The 17,048-nt window shown below is 48.3% G+C and carries 11 protein-coding genes, 3 tRNA genes and 2 rRNA genes (1 of these 16 running past the window's edge); 13 read left to right on the top strand and 3 right to left on the bottom strand.

Features of this window, described 5'->3' with window-relative positions; translation table 11 throughout:
* The first annotated feature begins 9 nt into the window (after positions 1–9).
* Both hypB and BDI_RS09030 read left to right on the top strand, forming a co-directional pair.
* Positions 10–762, top strand: a complete 753-nt coding sequence (gene hypB, locus BDI_RS09035) for a hydrogenase nickel incorporation protein HypB (protein WP_011966598.1) — start codon at positions 10–12, stop codon at positions 760–762.
* Positions 763–841: 79 nt separating this feature from the next.
* Complete coding sequence (locus BDI_RS09030) at positions 842–2,902, top strand: acetate--CoA ligase family protein (protein WP_005855031.1); 2,061 nt, start codon at positions 842–844, stop codon at positions 2,900–2,902.
* Positions 2,903–2,964: 62 nt separating this feature from the next.
* Here the strand turns inward: BDI_RS09030 and BDI_RS09025 are convergent, their stop codons facing one another.
* Together BDI_RS09025 and BDI_RS09020 are read right to left on the bottom strand one after the other, a co-directional pair.
* Positions 2,965–3,582, bottom strand: coding sequence for a recombinase family protein (locus tag BDI_RS09025; RefSeq protein ID WP_005855033.1), 618 nt, complete (start codon positions 3,580–3,582; stop codon positions 2,965–2,967).
* Positions 3,583–3,721: 139 nt separating this feature from the next.
* Positions 3,722–3,808, bottom strand: a tRNA-Ser gene (locus tag BDI_RS09020).
* 139 nt (positions 3,809–3,947) lie between these two features.
* Between BDI_RS09020 and mltG the strand changes: the two genes are divergently transcribed.
* The 7 genes from mltG to BDI_RS08985 all read left to right on the top strand — a co-directional run bounded on the left by mltG (position 3,948) and on the right by BDI_RS08985 (position 13,095).
* Positions 3,948–4,997 (top strand): endolytic transglycosylase MltG, encoded by a 1,050-nt coding sequence (gene mltG, locus BDI_RS09015; protein WP_009018288.1) that lies wholly within the window; start codon positions 3,948–3,950, stop codon positions 4,995–4,997.
* Between the two features lie 104 nt (positions 4,998–5,101).
* Complete coding sequence (locus BDI_RS09010) at positions 5,102–6,703, top strand: thiamine pyrophosphate-dependent enzyme (protein ID WP_005865058.1); 1,602 nt, start codon at positions 5,102–5,104, stop codon at positions 6,701–6,703.
* Positions 6,700–7,281 carry an indolepyruvate oxidoreductase subunit beta gene (locus BDI_RS09005; protein ID WP_005865060.1) on the top strand — a complete coding sequence of 194 codons (582 nt, stop codon included), beginning with the start codon at positions 6,700–6,702 and terminating at the stop codon, positions 7,279–7,281. The genes BDI_RS09010 and BDI_RS09005 overlap by 4 nt, the downstream gene beginning before the upstream one ends.
* A 213-nt stretch (positions 7,282–7,494) precedes the next feature.
* Complete coding sequence (locus BDI_RS09000; RefSeq protein ID WP_008778142.1) at positions 7,495–8,004, top strand: TlpA family protein disulfide reductase; 510 nt, start codon at positions 7,495–7,497, stop codon at positions 8,002–8,004.
* Positions 8,005–8,009: 5 nt separating this feature from the next.
* Complete coding sequence (locus BDI_RS08995; RefSeq protein WP_009275908.1) at positions 8,010–8,798, top strand: 4Fe-4S binding protein; 789 nt, start codon at positions 8,010–8,012, stop codon at positions 8,796–8,798.
* A gap of 121 nt (positions 8,799–8,919) precedes the next feature.
* Positions 8,920–11,346 carry an alpha-L-rhamnosidase N-terminal domain-containing protein gene (locus BDI_RS08990; protein ID WP_011966597.1) on the top strand — a complete coding sequence of 809 codons (2,427 nt, stop codon included), beginning with the start codon at positions 8,920–8,922 and terminating at the stop codon, positions 11,344–11,346.
* Between the two features lie 18 nt (positions 11,347–11,364).
* Positions 11,365–13,095 (top strand): bifunctional metallophosphatase/5'-nucleotidase, encoded by a 1,731-nt coding sequence (locus BDI_RS08985; RefSeq protein WP_011966596.1) that lies wholly within the window; start codon positions 11,365–11,367, stop codon positions 13,093–13,095.
* Between the two features lie 240 nt (positions 13,096–13,335).
* On the opposite strand, the gene BDI_RS08980 is transcribed toward BDI_RS08985, so the two are convergent.
* Positions 13,336–13,560, bottom strand: coding sequence for a hypothetical protein (locus BDI_RS08980; protein ID WP_005865070.1), 225 nt, complete (start codon positions 13,558–13,560; stop codon positions 13,336–13,338).
* 529 nt (positions 13,561–14,089) lie between these two features.
* Between BDI_RS08980 and BDI_RS08975 the strand changes: the two genes are divergently transcribed.
* From BDI_RS08975 to BDI_RS08960, 4 genes are all read left to right on the top strand, one after another.
* Positions 14,090–15,614, top strand: a 16S ribosomal RNA gene (locus BDI_RS08975).
* Between the two features lie 151 nt (positions 15,615–15,765).
* Positions 15,766–15,839, top strand: a tRNA-Ile gene (locus BDI_RS08970).
* 10 nt (positions 15,840–15,849) lie between these two features.
* Positions 15,850–15,923 (top strand) — tRNA-Ala (locus BDI_RS08965).
* Positions 15,924–16,073: 150 nt separating this feature from the next.
* Positions 16,074–17,048: ribosomal RNA gene (locus BDI_RS08960) — 23S ribosomal RNA — on the top strand; it runs 1,904 nt beyond the window's last position.
* Together the 16S and 23S rRNA genes with 2 tRNA genes alongside form the textbook arrangement of a ribosomal RNA operon.

Below are 17,048 nucleotides of genomic sequence, written 5' to 3'. Positions count from 1 at the left end.
TTAAATACTATGTGCGGAACTTGCGGATGCGGAGAGCATCATCACCATCACGATCATATGCATGAGCATTCTCATGGCCATGAACATCATCACCATCCTGATGAAGGGATCGTAATCAATCTGGAACAAGATATACTTCAACGTAACAACTTATTGGCGGAGCGAAACCGGGGATATTTCGAGGCTAAGAACCTGTTCTGCCTGAACTTGATGAGTTCGCCCGGATCCGGTAAGACAACCTTGCTGGAAGAGACGATCCGCCGTTTGAAAGCGAAGCGATCGATCTATGTGATAGAAGGCGATCAACAAACCTCAAACGATGCCGACCGTATAGCGGCGTTGGAGATTCCCGTGTTTCAGGTAAATACCGGTACCGGCTGTCATTTGGAAGCCGACATGGTCAATCATGCCGTTAAGCATCTGAATCCGAAGGAGGGAGCGATCCTTTTTATAGAGAATGTCGGCAATCTGGTCTGTCCGGCCATGTTCGATCTCGGAGAGTCCAAGAAAGTCGTTATCGTGAGTACGACGGAGGGAGATGATAAACCGTTGAAATACCCACATATCTTTCAGGAGGCAGATATCTGCGTAATCAACAAGATTGATCTGGCTCCTTATCTGAATACAAAAGTGGAAGTGCTTCGGGAAAACGCCTTGAAGGTAAATCACCGTCTCCAGATATTCGAGGTATCCGCCACGAAAGGAGACGGGATGGATGCATGGTGTGACTGGTTGCAGACAGAGAGTGCAAAGTGTAAATAAATACCCCGGGTTTTAATGAATAAATGGAGAAAAAAACTATATTTGCTCCCATTCATTGAATCTAACTAATCAAAATGTTATGATTAACCGAGAATTGATTAATCCTCAAAGCATCGTAGTGGTGGGAGGTTCCAACAACGTACATAAACCGGGCGGTCGTATCGTGCGAAACCTGTTGGATGGAAAATATAAAGGAGAATTATGTGTGGTAAACGCCAAGGAGACAGACGTGCAAGGCGTCAAGTCTTATCCTTCTGTACATGATATCCCGGAGACGGAGTTGGCGATCATCTCGATTCCGAGTAAATCGTGCCCCGAGGTGATGGAAGTGCTGGCCCGGCAAAAGGGGGTAAAAGCTTTTATCGTGATCTCAGCCGGTTTCGGCGAGGAGACACACGAAGGCGGTATCTTGGAACAACAGATGCTGGATGTCGTGAATGAGGCGGGAGCTTCCTTGATCGGCCCGAACTGTATCGGGTTGATGAATATGAATTATCATGGCGTGTTTACGCAACCGATACCGGAATTCCATCCCGATGGCGTGGATTTCATCTCTAGCTCCGGCGGTACGGCCTTGTTCATTATCGAGTCGGCGCTGACAAAAGGGCTGCGTTTCTCTTCTGTTTGGTCGGTTGGAAACTCCAAGCAGAATGGAGTAGAGGATATCCTTGAATATATGGATCGGAACTTTGATCCGGTATTGGATTCCAAGATCAAGATGTTGTATATCGAGCAAATCAAGCAACCGGATAAATTGTTGTATCATGCGTCTTCCTTGATACGTAAGGGATGCAAGATCGCCGCTATCAAGGCGGGAAGTACGGAGTCGGGAAAGCGAGCTGCCTCTTCGCATACGGGCGCTATCGCTAGTTCGGACTCTGCCGTGGAGGCTTTGTTCCGTAAGGCGGGTATCGTGCGTTGTTTTAGCCGTGAGGAATTGACTACCGTGGCGAGTATCTTTACCTTGAAAGACGTGAAAGGGAAGAATTGTGCGATCGTGACACATGCCGGAGGGCCTGCGGTAATGCTGGCGGACGCTTTATCCAAGGGGCGTTTGAATGTTCCTAGTTTGGAAGGCCCTATCGCTGATGAGTTGAAATCCAAACTGTATCCGGGTGCCGCTGTCGGTAATCCGATTGATATTATCGGTACGGGGACACCGGAACATTTGGCTACAGCCATCGATTTCTGTGAGAATCGTTTCGATAATGTGGATTTGATGATGGTCATCTTCGGTAGTCCCGGTTTGGTAAAACTTTATGATACCTACGAGGTACTTCATAAAAAGATGGAAGAGTGCAAGAAGCCGATCTTCCCGATATTACCGTCTATCGTAACGGCCGGACCGGAAGTGAAGAGCTTTGTCAAGAAAGGCCATGTGAACTTCTCGGACGAGGTGACATTGGGTACCGCCCTTTCACGGGTGATCAATACGCCGAAACCGATGAGCACGGATATCCAGCTATATGGCGTGGATGTACCGGAAGTTCGTCGTATCATAGATCGGTTGCCGGGTAGCGGTTATTTAAATCCGGAGGAAGTGCGTACATTGTTGCGTGCCGCTAATATCCCGTTAGTGGAGGAATATGCTTCGGATGATAGGGATGCGTTGCTGGCTTTTGCCAAGAAGGTGAAATATCCGGTGGTAGCCAAGGTTGTAGGGCCTGTGCATAAGAGCGATATCGGTGGTGTGGCCTTGAATATCCGTGGAGAAGAGCATTTATTGTTCGAGTATGAACGTATGATGCGTCTGCCGGGTGTTACGGGCATCATGGTACAACCGATGTTGAAAGGACAGGAATTATTCTTGGGAGCTAAATATGAGGATCGTTTCGGCCATGTGGTACTTTGCGGGTTGGGTGGAATCTTCGTGGAGGTATTGAAAGATGTGTCTTATGGTTTGGCTCCGTTGTCATACGATGAGACTTATTCAATGATTCGTTCTTTGAGAGGGTATCCGATCATTAAAGGTACACGTGGGCAAAAGGGTATCGACGAGCAACAATATGCGGACATTATCGTTCGCCTCTCTACCTTATTGCGTTTTGCCAGCGAGATAAAGGAAATGGATATAAATCCGTTGGTGGCTACGGATAGAGGCTTGTTCGCTGTAGACGCCCGTATCCGTATAGAGAAATAAAAAAACAAGCTCCTTTCACTACTGAATGCTAATATACTTAGCAGAGGTGAAAGGAGCTTTTCTTATTTTTTAGTCTTCTTCTTTTTCTTATCGGGAAGATACTCTTTCAGAAAGCGTTTGAAGCTACTTAACGATACATTGTATTTCTCCGCTATCTGAGCGTAAGTCAAGCTCGGGTCTTTCAAGTCTTTCTCGATTTGTTCCTTATAAGGCTCCAAGCGTCCCATTTGTTGACTACCTTTCGGACGGCCCAGCACCACACCTTTACTTCTGATCAAGGCAAGGGCTTCCTTCGTACGGATAGAGACCAGCTTTCGCTCGATCTCAGAGACCAGACCGAAGGTAAAGGCCAAAGTCTTACTGTCGATATTATCCTCGAACACATATCCGTCGCTTACGCTACGGAGCGTTACCTTTCGCTCTATACAAAGCAAAATGATATGGATGATCTCGATCATCTTACGGCTCACACGGGATATATCGGACACAAGTATCTCATCCCCGGGACTTAAAGATTTGACAATACTTTCCAGTCTGCGGTTCGCACGAGGACTATTTCCCACCTCTTTAGCCCACTTCCCGATCTCTATCTTCTGAGATTCTGCAAATTCCCGGATCACAGCTTCTTGGACCTCGGAGTTTTGCTTATTGTTATATGTTCGGATAAAAGCAATTGTCATAATGTATATATTTAATTATCTCCTTTTAATAACAGATCGACTTACGATAAGTTCAAATATGACAAATATATGAAACACTTTAATTCGGTTGGCTTAAAAACAAAAAAACCAACTAATAAATTTATTAGTTGGCTCTTTGCGGAAGCGGGGGGATTCGAACCCCCGGTACCCTAACGAGTACGTCAGTTTAGCAAACTGGTGGTTTCAGCCACTCACCCACACTTCCTTGTGTGTTCTGTGCTTCTTCCTTAGAATTGCGATGCAAAGGTAGAACTATAATTTTAAATAAACAAGGCTTTGCACATCATTTTTTTCGAAAAAAGATACTACTTTTGTGCCTTATTCTGATATTCAATAGATTATTCATGGATTTGAACAAACAAATTTTATCGAGGCGTCCGATAATTATCGCCTTGATAGCGATTCTCGTTGTTTTGATAGGCGGTGGAGGCTTTTGGGTGTACCGTTTGGCTTGGGCTCCGAATTTTAAGCCGGATAAGACGGTCTATGTCTATATAGATGATAAAAAGGATTTTGATGATCTTTGCCGGCAGTTGAGTGATTCGGCGAACTGTCTCCGTATCGGTAGCTTTAAGCAATTGAGTGGATTGTTGAAGTATCCTGCGTCCATGCGTACCGGTCGATACGCCGTGAAACCCGGCATGAGTAATTTAACCTTATTGAATGACTTGCGGAGAGGACATCAAGTAGCGACCCGGGTTACTTTTAATAATATCCGTTTCAAGGAAGATTTGGCGGAACGTATAAGTGATCAATTGATGTTCGGGAAGGAAAATCTCCTGCGTCTATTGAATGATTCCGTGTATTGCGACTCTTTAGGTTTTACCCCGGAAACGATCCATGCCCTTTTCATTCCTAATACCTATGAGATTTATTGGAATATATCCGCGGATAAATTTATACGTCGCATGAAGCGTGAATATGACGCTTTCTGGACACCGGAACGATTGAAAAAGGCAGAGGAGATCGGGCTTACTCCAGTTGAGGTATCTATCTTGGCTTCTATCGTAGAAGAGGAGACGGCGGCATCGGACGAATATCCAATCGTGGCGGGTCTTTATATCAACCGCCTTCGTGCCGGTATTCCTTTACAGGCGGACCCTACCGTAAAGTTTGCGGTGGGGGATTTTTCTTTGCAACGTATCTTATTTGAGCATTTGGAAATAGATTCTCCCTATAATACCTATAAATATGCGGGCCTACCTCCCGGTCCTCTACGGATTCCTACTATCAAGGGCTTGAATAGCGTATTGAATCATACGAAACATAAATACTTATACATGTGCGCTAAGGAGGATTTCTCGGGACGGCATAATTTCGCCGTGACGTTGGCGGAGCATAACCGCAATGCCAACCGGTATCGGGCGGAGTTGAATAGGCGCCGGATACGGTAATGGATCTAGTATAAATCATAAGTCTCTCATTCTAAATTGAACATTTTTCATTACCTTTGGCAGCTAAATAGTGTGAATAGTCAATATTAAGAAAACAGATACACATGGAAAAACATTTATTTTTGGGGGACGAGGCCATAGCGCAAGCCGCTATAGACGCTGGAATCTCCGGGGTGTACGCATACCCGGGAACCCCTTCTACTGAAATCACAGAATATATCCAAGGTTCTCCGGTAACGAAGGAAAGAGGTATCCATTGTCGCTGGAGCGCAAATGAGAAAACCGCCATGGAAGCCGCTTTGGGTATGTGCTATGCCGGTAAACGTGCGCTTTGCTGCATGAAGCACGTGGGTTTGAATGTAGCCGCCGATTGCTTTATGAACGCCGCTATGAGCGGTATCAACGGAGGTATGATCATCCTTACGGCCGACGACCCATCCATGCACTCTTCCCAGAATGAGCAAGACAACCGTGTTTATGGCAATTTCGCCATGATCCCGATGTTTGAGCCATCCAGCCAGCAAGAGGCTTATGATATGGTATATCATGGATTCGAGTTATCCGAGAAATTAGGGTATCCTATCTTGCTGCGTGTAACGACCCGTATGGCGCATTCTCGTGCCGGTGTCGTAACCAGCCCGTTGAAGCCGGAGAACCGGATGAATTGTCCGGAAGACGGTCGTCAACGTTTTATCTTACTCCCGGCATTGGCCCGTAAACGTTTCAAGAGTTTGCTGGCGTCTCAAGAGGCTTTCACGGAAGCTTCCGAGAATTCAGCGTATAATAAGTATTTCGATGCCCCGAATAAAGACTTGGGTATCATCACGACGGGTATCGCTTTCAATTATCTTTCCGAGAATTATCCGGACGGTTTCGAGCATCCCGTATTGAAGATCTCCCAGTATCCGCTTCCGAGAAAGCAAGTGGAGAAGATCGTTGGCGAGTGTAAGGAGATCTTGGTGTTGGAAGAGGGATATCCGGTCGTTGAAGAGCAATTAAAAGGTTTCTTGGCGAAAGGCGTGACGGTTCATGGCCGTCTGGACGGTACGCTTCAGCGTGACGGCGAGCTTACGCCAGACGCGGTAGGCAAAGCCTTGGGTAAGGAGATCCAGAGCTATTACGCGATCCCCGAGGTGGTTGAGCAACGTCCGCCCGCATTGTGCCAAGGTTGTGGACACCGGGATATGTATGAGGCCTTGAACGAGGTGATCGCCGAGTATAACGGTACGGCTAAGGTGTTTGGCGATATCGGCTGTTATACCTTGGGAGCTTTGCCTCCTTTCCGTGCGATCGATTCTTGTATCGATATGGGCGCCTCCATCACGATGGCGAAGGGCGCTTCCGATGCGGGTGTATTCCCTGCTATCTCCGTGATCGGCGATTCTACGTTTACCCATTCCGGTATGACTGGTTTGCTGGATTGCGTGAACGAGAACACGAATATCACCATCGTTATCTCCGATAATGAGACGACGGCCATGACCGGAGGGCAGGATTCCGCCGGAACAGGACGTCTGGAGTCTATCTGCGCCGGTATCGGTGTGGATCCGGCTCACATCCGTGTGATGGTTCCTTTAAAAAAGAACTTCGAGGAGATGAAGTCTATCATCCGTGAGGAAATCGAGTACAAGGGCGTATCCGTATTGATCCCCCGCCGTGAGTGTATCCAGACATTAACCAGAAAGAAAAAAGCAAGCAAGAAATGAAAACAGATATTATACTATCAGGTGTAGGAGGACAGGGTATCCTTTCTATCGCCGCCGTTATTGGAGAAGCCGCCTTAAAAGAAGGTCTGTATATGAAGCAAGCGGAAGTACACGGTATGAGTCAACGGGGTGGAGACGTGCAGTCTAACCTGCGTCTTTCCGACGAGCCGATCGCCTCGGACTTGATCCCGAAGGGCCACGCCGATTTGATCATCTCCTTGGAACCGATGGAGAGCTTGCGTTATCTGCCTTACCTGAAGAAAGAGGGTTGGCTGGTGACGAACTCCCGTCCGTTCGTGAACATCCCGAACTATCCGGAGATCGAGAAAGTGAACGCCGAGTTGGACAAGCTCCCTCACAAGGTCGTATTGGACGTGGAGGAGATCGCCAAGGAAGCGGGTTCTGTCCGTGCCGCCAATATCGTGATGCTGGGGGCTGCTACCCCATTTATCGGGATCGAGTATGATAAGATCGAGGCGGGAATCCGTCAGATATTCGGTCGTAAGGGCGAGGATATAGTTAATATGAACCTAAAGGCATTGAAAGCCGGTTATGACTTAGCGCAAAGTCTGCGGTAAATCTTTCTCCGGGTTTGCATGGTATCAGCGTACGTGACATCTCCGGGTTTCACGTACGTTTTTTTTAACATCTAACCCCCTAGAACTTTTAGAAGAGCTGTCGAGGGGTAGGTACAGCATCGTAGAACTTTCGTAAGCCTTAGAATTATGCGGTTTGATGAGAATTTTAATGTATCTTTGTCGCTGAATCCTAAACGAGAAATGATTAAGGTTATGAAGAAGTATTTATTGGCTAGTTTACTAGCGTTATTGGCTTTCGTAGGCAAAGCTCAGGAGGATAATTCCGATATCGTGAAGGTCGGTGATACCATGCCGTCATTTACGATTGTTTCCGACAACGGGAGTAAGTTGCAGTCCGCTTCGTTAAAGGGAAAAGTGATCCTCGTGAATTTCTTCGCCACTTGGTGTCCTCCCTGCCAAAAAGAATTGGCCGCTGTCCAACAAACCCTCTGGCCGAAATACAAGAACAACAAGGACTTCGTTCTCTTGGTGATCGGGCGTGAGCATTCCGATGCCGATCTACAGAAATATAACGAGAAAAAAGGCTTCGATTTTCCTTTGTATCCCGATAAGGACCGGGCTATTTTCGGCGCTTTCGCCAAGAACTTGATCCCTCGTGGCTATTTGGTCGGAAAAGACGGGAAGATCATTTATACGAGCAAAGGCTATACCGATGAGGAATTTGCTGAGTTAATGACTAAAATAGAGGGTGCGTTAAAATAAGAATCATGAAATATAGTAACATACATTTAATTTATTTTTCTCCGACACACACGTCCGCCAAGATCGTTTACGCGATAGCGGAAGGAATGGGTGCCACTTCGATGTCCGAGTCGGATGTCACTTGTGAGAGTCTGGATATGGAAGAGTATATTGATGATGAGCTGACGATTATAGCCGCTCCTGTATACGGTGGCCGTGTGGCGGAGACTGCCATGGAACGTTTTCGCATGTTCCGTTCTGCCCACCATGCGCCGGTAGTCCCCGTGGTATTGTATGGGAACCGGGATTATGAGGATGCCTTGAAAGAGCTCTGTGATTTAGTGTCGGAGCAGGGGTTCGTACCTGTGGCTGCCGGAGCGTTTATCGGCGAGCATTCTTTCAGCCGCAAGGGGATGCCCATTGCCGAGGGGCGTCCGGACGAGTCGGATCTTAAGCAGGCTACGGAATTCGGGAAAAAGATTATCGAGGAGCTGGAGAAGGTTTCCTGCATGGAATGCTTGTCCGCCTTGGAGGTGAAAGGTAATTTCCCGTATCGGGTGAAAGGCCCTTCCACTCCTCAAGCTCCTGTTACGGATAACGATTTATGTACGCAATGTGAGTATTGCGTGGATGTGTGTCCTACACATGCGATATCCTTGGCAGACGAGGGTATGTATAGCGACCCGAACCTATGTATCAAATGTTGCGCCTGCGTGAAAGAGTGTCCCGAGGGCGCACGTACTTTCGATACTCCTTACACGGCGATGCTCCATAAGAACTTTAGCGCACGCCGGGAGCCGGAGATATTCTTCTAATGGAGGACCGGGTATCCGGTATATTGTGAGGGAAAGCGTCAAAAGGCAAAAGTTCTTTTGGCGCTTTCTCTTTTTTTGTACCTTTGTTCGGATCGTTAATCTCAAATAATACCGTGTTTGTATGAAAACCTATTTATTCCTTTTGCTTTTTGTGTTTCAAGCCTTCTCCCTTTCCTCCCAGATTAGCCTGAAAGGGTATAATCAGGAGAAGATCGATCCTTCTCTTTTCGAGGGACGATGGAAAGCCCGTTGGATCTCCTACCCGGGTGAGGCTCCGAATGTATATGGGGTCTATCATTTTCGTAAATCGTTCGATCTGGAGGTGGTTCCTTCCCGGTTTATCGTCCATGTTTCCGCCGATAACCGTTATAAATTATATGTAAACGGGAAATTGGTATCCTTGGGTCCGGCCCGTGGGGATATCTATAACTGGAGTTTCGAGACGGTGGATCTGGCTCCTTATCTGAGGAAAGGGAAGAATACGCTGGCCTCCGTTGTCTGGAATTATGCCGAGCGTAAACCTGTCGCCCAGATCAGTTACGATCAGACGGGTTTTATCCTGCAAGGCAATACGGGGCATGAGGCGGTGGTAAATACGGATACCACTTGGGTCTGCCTGCGTAATAAGGCGTATGCTCCTTGGACCGAATGGCAGGTATTGGGGTATTACGTGGCTGGCCCGGGCGAGGAACTGGAAGCCTCCGCTTATCCTTGGGGCTGGGAACAACCGGATTACGACGACAGGAAATGGGAGAAGGCCGTACGGGGCATGGAGGGTGCCACGAAAGGATCGAGAGATTACCCGGGACGGTTGCTGGTTCCTAGCCCGATACCTCCGATGGACAGCCGGATCGAGCGTCTGGCCAAGCTCCGCCGGTCGGAAGGGATCGAATGCCCGCAAGGATTTCCTTACTGGCCAAAAGCTTTGACGATCCCGGCGAATACGGAGGTCCGCTTGCTTCTGGATAATGATTACCTGACGACGGGTTATTTCTCCTTAGCCTTCAGCAAAGGAAAGGAGGCCGAGATCCATATCGGTTATTCGGAAGCCCTCTATAAGCAAGAAGAGGAATCGACCACTAAATCGTATGCGTTGAATGGCAAGGGACATCGGGACGAGTTGACGGATAAGCAGTTTATCGGGTACGGGGATAAGATACTGGCTGATGGGGGAGATAATCGTCTCTTCACGTCCCTGTGGTGGCGTACATGGAGATATGTGGAGTTGAAAGTGAAGACGGCTTCCGAGCCTTTGGTGATCGAGGATATGTATGGGACTTTCTCCGCCTATCCTTTCCGTAACGAGACCACTTTCTCCGCTCCGGGACATGAGGAGCTGGGCCGTATGCTCGAGATAGGATGGCGTACCGCCCGTCTGTGCGCCAATGAGACGTATATGGACTGCCCGTATTACGAGCAACTGCAATATTTCGGGGATACACGCATACAGGCAATGATTTCCATGTATAATACATCAGACCCTTATATGGTGAAGAATGCCATAGAGCAAGGACGGCAGTCCATGGTGGCGGAAGGGATTACGATGAGCCGATATCCGTCTAGCGTACATCAGTTTATATCCTCGTTCTCTCTCTGGTGGATTTGTATGGGGCACGATTATTGGATGTACCGTGGGGATGAGGCATACATGAAGACCTTGCTTCCCGCTTACCGTCAGGTTTTGTCGTGGTACGAGCAATGGTTGAAGCCGGATTATAGTTTGTCCTACGTTCCTCATTGGTTCTTCGTGGATTGGGCGGCCGGTTTTGATTATGGCGAGCCGATACGGGAGAAAGAGGGAAACTCAGCGCTCCAAGATTTGATGTATATAATGACCTTGGAGTTTGCGGCGGAGATGGAACAAGCGATCGGCCTCCCTACCATGGCGGATCATTACCGGAAGATCGCTACCGAGATGCGTAAGACGATCCGCCCGAAATATTGGGACGCTGACCGTAATCTATTCGCCGATACGCAGGATCATCGTGGCTATTCCCAGCATGTAAATGCCTTGGCGATTCTAACTGGGGTTACGAAAGGGGAGGAGGCCGTAAAGGTGATGAACCAAACCTTGGCGGATACGAGCTTGATCCAGTGTACGATCTATTTCCGTTATTACTTGAATCAAGCGTTGAAAGCTTCCGGTTTAGGGGATCAGTTCTTGGATAACTTACAAATATGGCGGGATCAGATGGCGTTGGGATTGACCACATGGGCCGAGATGCCGGAGCCATCCCGTTCTGATTGCCATGCTTGGGGAGCCAGTCCGAATATCGAGTTTTACCGGATCTTGTTGGGGATAGATAGCGATGCTCCCGGATTTAGGAAGATACGGATCGCTCCGTCTTTGGGAAAACTGAAGGAGGTTTCCGGTACGATCCCACATCCGCTTGGAAGCGTGACCGCCGTTTATAAATTGGATGAGAGAGGTGAGGGAACCGCCCGTCTGGTCTTGCCGGAAGGTACTACGGGTATATTTATCTGGGATGGAAAAGAAATCCCGTTGAAACCGGGCGAACAGGTTATTTCGTTATCTTCGCGTCATTAATCTATCTAAAATCCTGATATGAGACGAGTTTATTCAATTGCCTTATTGCTGCTGGTCGCTCTCGGTCTGTCGGCGACAACGAAGGAAGTAAAGTTGAAATTATTGGAAACCAGTGATATTCATGGAAATTTCTTCCCGTATAATTTTATCGAGCAGCGGGAGTGGGGAGGAAGTCTGGCACGGGTATATTCGTTCGTGCAAGAAGAACGCCGGGCGTATGGCGATAACCTTTTGCTATTGGATAATGGCGATATCTTGCAAGGACAACCTTCGGCGTATTATTACAATTTCATGGATACGGTCTCTACGCATATAGCTTCGGCCATGATGAATTATATGGGGTACAATGCGGGAAATATGGGTAACCATGATGTAGAGGCTGGCCATGCCGTTTTCGATCGTTGGATCAAACAATGTGATTTCCCAATCTTGGGTGCCAATATTATCCGTACCTCCGACCGGGAGACCTATTTAAAGCCCTATGAGGTATTTGAGCGTGACGGTGTGAAGATCGTTGTACTGGGGATGATTACTCCGGCTATTCCTGTATGGTTGCCGGAGACTCTGTGGCAAGGTCTTTATTTCGCCGATATGGAAGAGACGGCCCGTAAATGGATGAAGATCATTCAGGAGAAGGAGAAGCCGGATGTTGTGGTAGGTATCTTTCATGCGGGAAACGAGGCTCGTACCATGTCTGGCCAGTACCGTGAGGATGCGTCGATGGAGGTTGCCCAGCGCATTCCGGGCTTCGATGTGGTTATGATGGGGCATGATCATCGCCGGTATTGTGGTAAGGTGGCGAATATCGAGGGAGATTCCGTGTTACTGATAAATCCGGCAAGTAATGGGCGTGTAGTCGGTTCCGTTGATGTCGTGTTAAAGATGGAGCATGGAAAGGTTTTGGACAAAAAAGTATCGGGTGTTTTGACGGATGTGGATAAGTTGGAGCCTAGCGAGGAGTTTATGGAGAAATTCGCTCCGCAATACAAAGCGGTGAATGATTTTGTCTCCGAGAAGGTGGGAACTTTTACGGAGAGTATCGCGACCCGTCCCGCTTACTTTGGGCCATCCGCTTTTATTGATTTTATTCACTCTTTACAATTGGAGTTGACTGGTGCGGACGTCTCTTTTGCCGCCCCGTTATCCTTTGACGCAAAAATAGATAAAGGGGATATCACGATCAGCGATATGTTCAGTCTTTACAAATATGAGAATATGCTTTATACGATGAATTTGACGGGAGCCGAGATCAAAGGCTTCTTGGAGGAATCGTACGCTATGTGGACCAACCGGATGAAATCTCCGGACGATCATCTCTTATTATTGAAAGAGAGAAAGAAAGGACAGGAGAATTACGCCTCGTTCGTCAACTTCAGTTTTAACTTTGACTCTGCGGCCGGTATCATTTACACCGTGGATGTAACGAAACCCAAGGGCGAGAAGATCACGATCTTGAAAATGGCGGATGGTAAGCCTTTCGACGAGAATAAAACGTATAAGGTAGCTCTCAACTCTTACCGGGGTAACGGAGGAGGCGAGCTATTGACGAAAGGGGCCGGCATTCCCCAAGACGAGTTAAAGAGTCGTATCATTCATTCGACCGATAAAGACCTCCGTTATTATATGATTCAATATATAAAGGAAAAGGGCGTACTTAGCCCACAACCTTTAAACCAATGGCAGATGATCCCTCAGGATTGGACGAGACCGGCGGCTGAACGGGATTGTAAGTATCTTTTCGGGGAATGAGTTTCCGTCCTTGAAGTGTCTGGTTTGCGATAGTATCTCAATGGGAAACGGTGGTAAAGTCAATGGAATAGAGATGGTTTCTCAATGACTTTACGGCCGTGTCCCATTGACTTTTTTGTATCCCGTATTAGGGATGTTGCTGATAGGTTAGGGCGCAAGGGGCGCATCTTTACGTATGTTTCTAAAACTTTTTCTGTAAATAACGTTTATACCCCTCTTGTCTGTAGAGTGATGTAAATATTATTTTTCTAAAAATGTTTCTTTGAAAGCGTAAAGATGCGCCTTTTGCGCCCTAGGATTTTTACCGGGGAATTTTCCTGATGCCTTAACATGTGGATATACAGTTGTTTGTGTGGTTCTTCCCTCTTCGGCTTTTTGGGTCTTTGGGGGGCGATATAATGGGTCCTTACCCACGTTTACGTGATCCGAAAGCACTAAAACCAAGTGCATTTCGCATGATTTCATGAGCTAAAAGCCGTTTTTTCTGTGTGATTTCCTATCGGGGCCAAGATCGTTTTTGTCGTTTTCATACGTGCAAATGTACTCGTGGAGCACTTGTTTTAAGTGCACGTGGTGACACGTGAGGCCACGTGGTGGGCCACGTGAGCCGAGAATGGATATCGACGTATTACTCAATGTACGCGATCCCCCTCGTGAAAAAAACTTGAAAAATAATTCCGAAAAAGTTTGGAGGTTATGTTTTATAACACTACTTTTGCACCCGCATTCGAGAGAGAACGCCGGTACAAAATGATGAAACAAACTTTTAGAAAAAAAGTTCCGAAATAATTTGGAGGTTTAAAATAAAAGTCCTTATCTTTGCATCCACGTTCGCAAAACGAAAGCGACAAAAGAGTTCTTTGAGAGATTTACATAATTCAACAAGTAGTACAAGTATTAGGAAAATTAATTTTCCGGATCGATACCGTCAATAGAGTATGACTTTGGACTACAATAACGGATTCCGGAGCGAGGATATTAAGAAACAATTTAAACAACGAAGAGTTTGATCCTGGCTCAGGATGAACGCTAGCGACAGGCTTAACACATGCAAGTCGAGGGGCAGCACAGGTAGCAATACCGGGTGGCGACCGGCGCACGGGTGAGTAACGCGTATGCAACTTGCCTATCAGAGGGGGATAACCCGGCGAAAGTCGGACTAATACCGCATGAAGCAGGGATCCCGCATGGGAATATTTGCTAAAGATTCATCGCTGATAGATAGGCATGCGTTCCATTAGGCAGTTGGCGGGGTAACGGCCCACCAAACCGACGATGGATAGGGGTTCTGAGAGGAAGGTCCCCCACATTGGTACTGAGACACGGACCAAACTCCTACGGGAGGCAGCAGTGAGGAATATTGGTCAATGGCCGAGAGGCTGAACCAGCCAAGTCGCGTGAGGGATGAAGGTTCTATGGATCGTAAACCTCTTTTATAAGGGAATAAAGTGCGGGACGTGTCCCGTTTTGTATGTACCTTATGAATAAGGATCGGCTAACTCCGTGCCAGCAGCCGCGGTAATACGGAGGATCCGAGCGTTATCCGGATTTATTGGGTTTAAAGGGTGCGTAGGCGGCCTTTTAAGTCAGCGGTGAAAGTCTGTGGCTCAACCATAGAATTGCCGTTGAAACTGGGGGGCTTGAGTATGTTTGAGGCAGGCGGAATGCGTGGTGTAGCGGTGAAATGCATAGATATCACGCAGAACCCCGATTGCGAAGGCAGCCTGCCAAGCCATTACTGACGCTGATGCACGAAAGCGTGGGGATCAAACAGGATTAGATACCCTGGTAGTCCACGCAGTAAACGATGATCACTAGCTGTTTGCGATACACTGTAAGCGGCACAGCGAAAGCGTTAAGTGATCCACCTGGGGAGTACGCCGGCAACGGTGAAACTCAAAGGAATTGACGGGGGCCCGCACAAGCGGAGGAACATGTGGTTTAATTCGATGATACGCGAGGAACCTTACCCGGGTTTGAACGCATTCGGACCGAGGTGGAAACACCTTTTCTAGCAATAGCCGTTTGCGAGGTGCTGCATGGTTGTCGTCAGCTCGTGCCGTGAGGTGTCGGCTTAAGTGCCATAACGAGCGCAACCCTTGCCACTAGTTACTAACAGGTTAGGCTGAGGACTCTGGTGGGACTGCCAGCGTAAGCTGCGAGGAAGGCGGGGATGACGTCAAATCAGCACGGCCCTTACATCCGGGGCGACACACGTGTTACAATGGCGTGGACAAAGGGAGGCCACCTGGCGACAGGGAGCGAATCCCCAAACCACGTCTCAGTTCGGATCGGAGTCTGCAACCCGACTCCGTGAAGCTGGATTCGCTAGTAATCGCGCATCAGCCATGGCGCGGTGAATACGTTCCCGGGCCTTGTACACACCGCCCGTCAAGCCATGGGAGCCGGGGGTACCTGAAGTCCGTAACCGAAAGGATCGGCCTAGGGTAAAACTGGTGACTGGGGCTAAGTCGTAACAAGGTAGCCGTACCGGAAGGTGCGGCTGGAACACCTCCTTTCTGGAGCTTCAGGATTCCGTACCGAGGTCATACGAGGTATTGATCGCCTTGTGCTGCTGTTGAGATTATGTTTATATATAGATCTTACAGACCGGGAGGCCGGTCGGAGAGAAAAAGATGAAGCTGGGACGTAAGTCTTGGCAAAGTTGACAGTCCTATAGCTCAGTTGGTTAGAGCGCTACACTGATAATGTAGAGGTCGGCAGTTCAACTCTGCCTGGGACTACTCCGAATGAGGGGGATTAGCTCAGCTGGCTAGAGCATCTGCTTTGCACGCAGAGGGTCAACGGTTCGAATCCGTTATTCTCCACAGTTTATTGAGAGGGATAGGCATCAGCCAATCCCGTCCCGACGACAGTCGGGCTCAGTAAGAAGGATCTTTGACATGTTGGACATCAAAAAGAAGAAACAAGTAGAGCGAGCTTAAGATATATCAACCCGTGCGTCAAGTGCGAGGTGAGAGAAAGTAAGCAAGGGCAGACGGTGGATGCCTTGGCTCTCGGAGGCGACGAAGGACGTGATAAGCTGCGAAAAGCCCGGGGGAGGCGCAAATAGCCCTTGATCCCGGGATATCCGAATGGGGCAACCCGGCAGGCTGAAGGCCTGTCATCCCGTAAGGGAGGCGAACGTGGGGAACTGAAACATCTAAGTACCCATAGGAGGAGAAAATAAACAATGATTCCGTAAGTAGTGGCGAGCGAACACGGAAGAGCCCAAACCCATGTCGTCTAGGCGACACGGGGGTTGTAGGACCACGACGTGGCAAGATAGAGTCAAGTGGAACGCCTTGGAAAGGGCGACCGTAGAGGGTGATAGTCCCGTACACGACTGACGATTGAAGCCTAGTGGTATCCTGAGTAGCGCGGGGCACGAGAAATCTTGCGTGAAACAGCGGGGCCCATCCCGTAAGGCTAAATACTCCCGAGAGACCGATAGCGAACCAGTACCGTGAGGGAAAGGTGAAAAGAACCCCGAGCAGGGGAGTGAAATAGACCCTGAACCCGTCTGCCTACAAGCGGTCGGAGCGTCGTAATGACGTGACGGCGTGCCTTTTGCATAATGAACCTACGAGTTACCTTCCCCGGCAAGGTTAAGTACCTAAGGTACGGAGCCGAAGCGAAAGCGAGTCTGAACAGGGCGCCAAGTCGGGGGGGGTAGACGCGAAACCGAGTGATCTACCCTTGGCCAGGTTGAAGGTTGGGTAACACCAACTGGAGGACCGGATGGGTAAGCGTTGAAAAGCTTTCCAATGAGCTGAGGGTAGGGGTGAAAGGCTAATCAAACTCGGAGATAGCTCGTACTCCCCGAAATGCATTTAGGTGCAGCCTCTTTATAGTATATCGTGAGGTAGAGCGACTGATTGGATGCGAGGGCTTCACCGCCTATCAAGTCCAGATAAACTCCGAATGCGCGATATATATTTACAGGGAGTGAG

It is taken from the genome of Parabacteroides distasonis ATCC 8503, from assembly GCF_000012845.1.
GTDB classification, from domain to species: domain Bacteria; phylum Bacteroidota; class Bacteroidia; order Bacteroidales; family Tannerellaceae; genus Parabacteroides; species Parabacteroides distasonis.
Note: the sequence above shows the minus strand (reverse complement) of the source record. Positions and strands in the feature narration are given on the sequence as shown.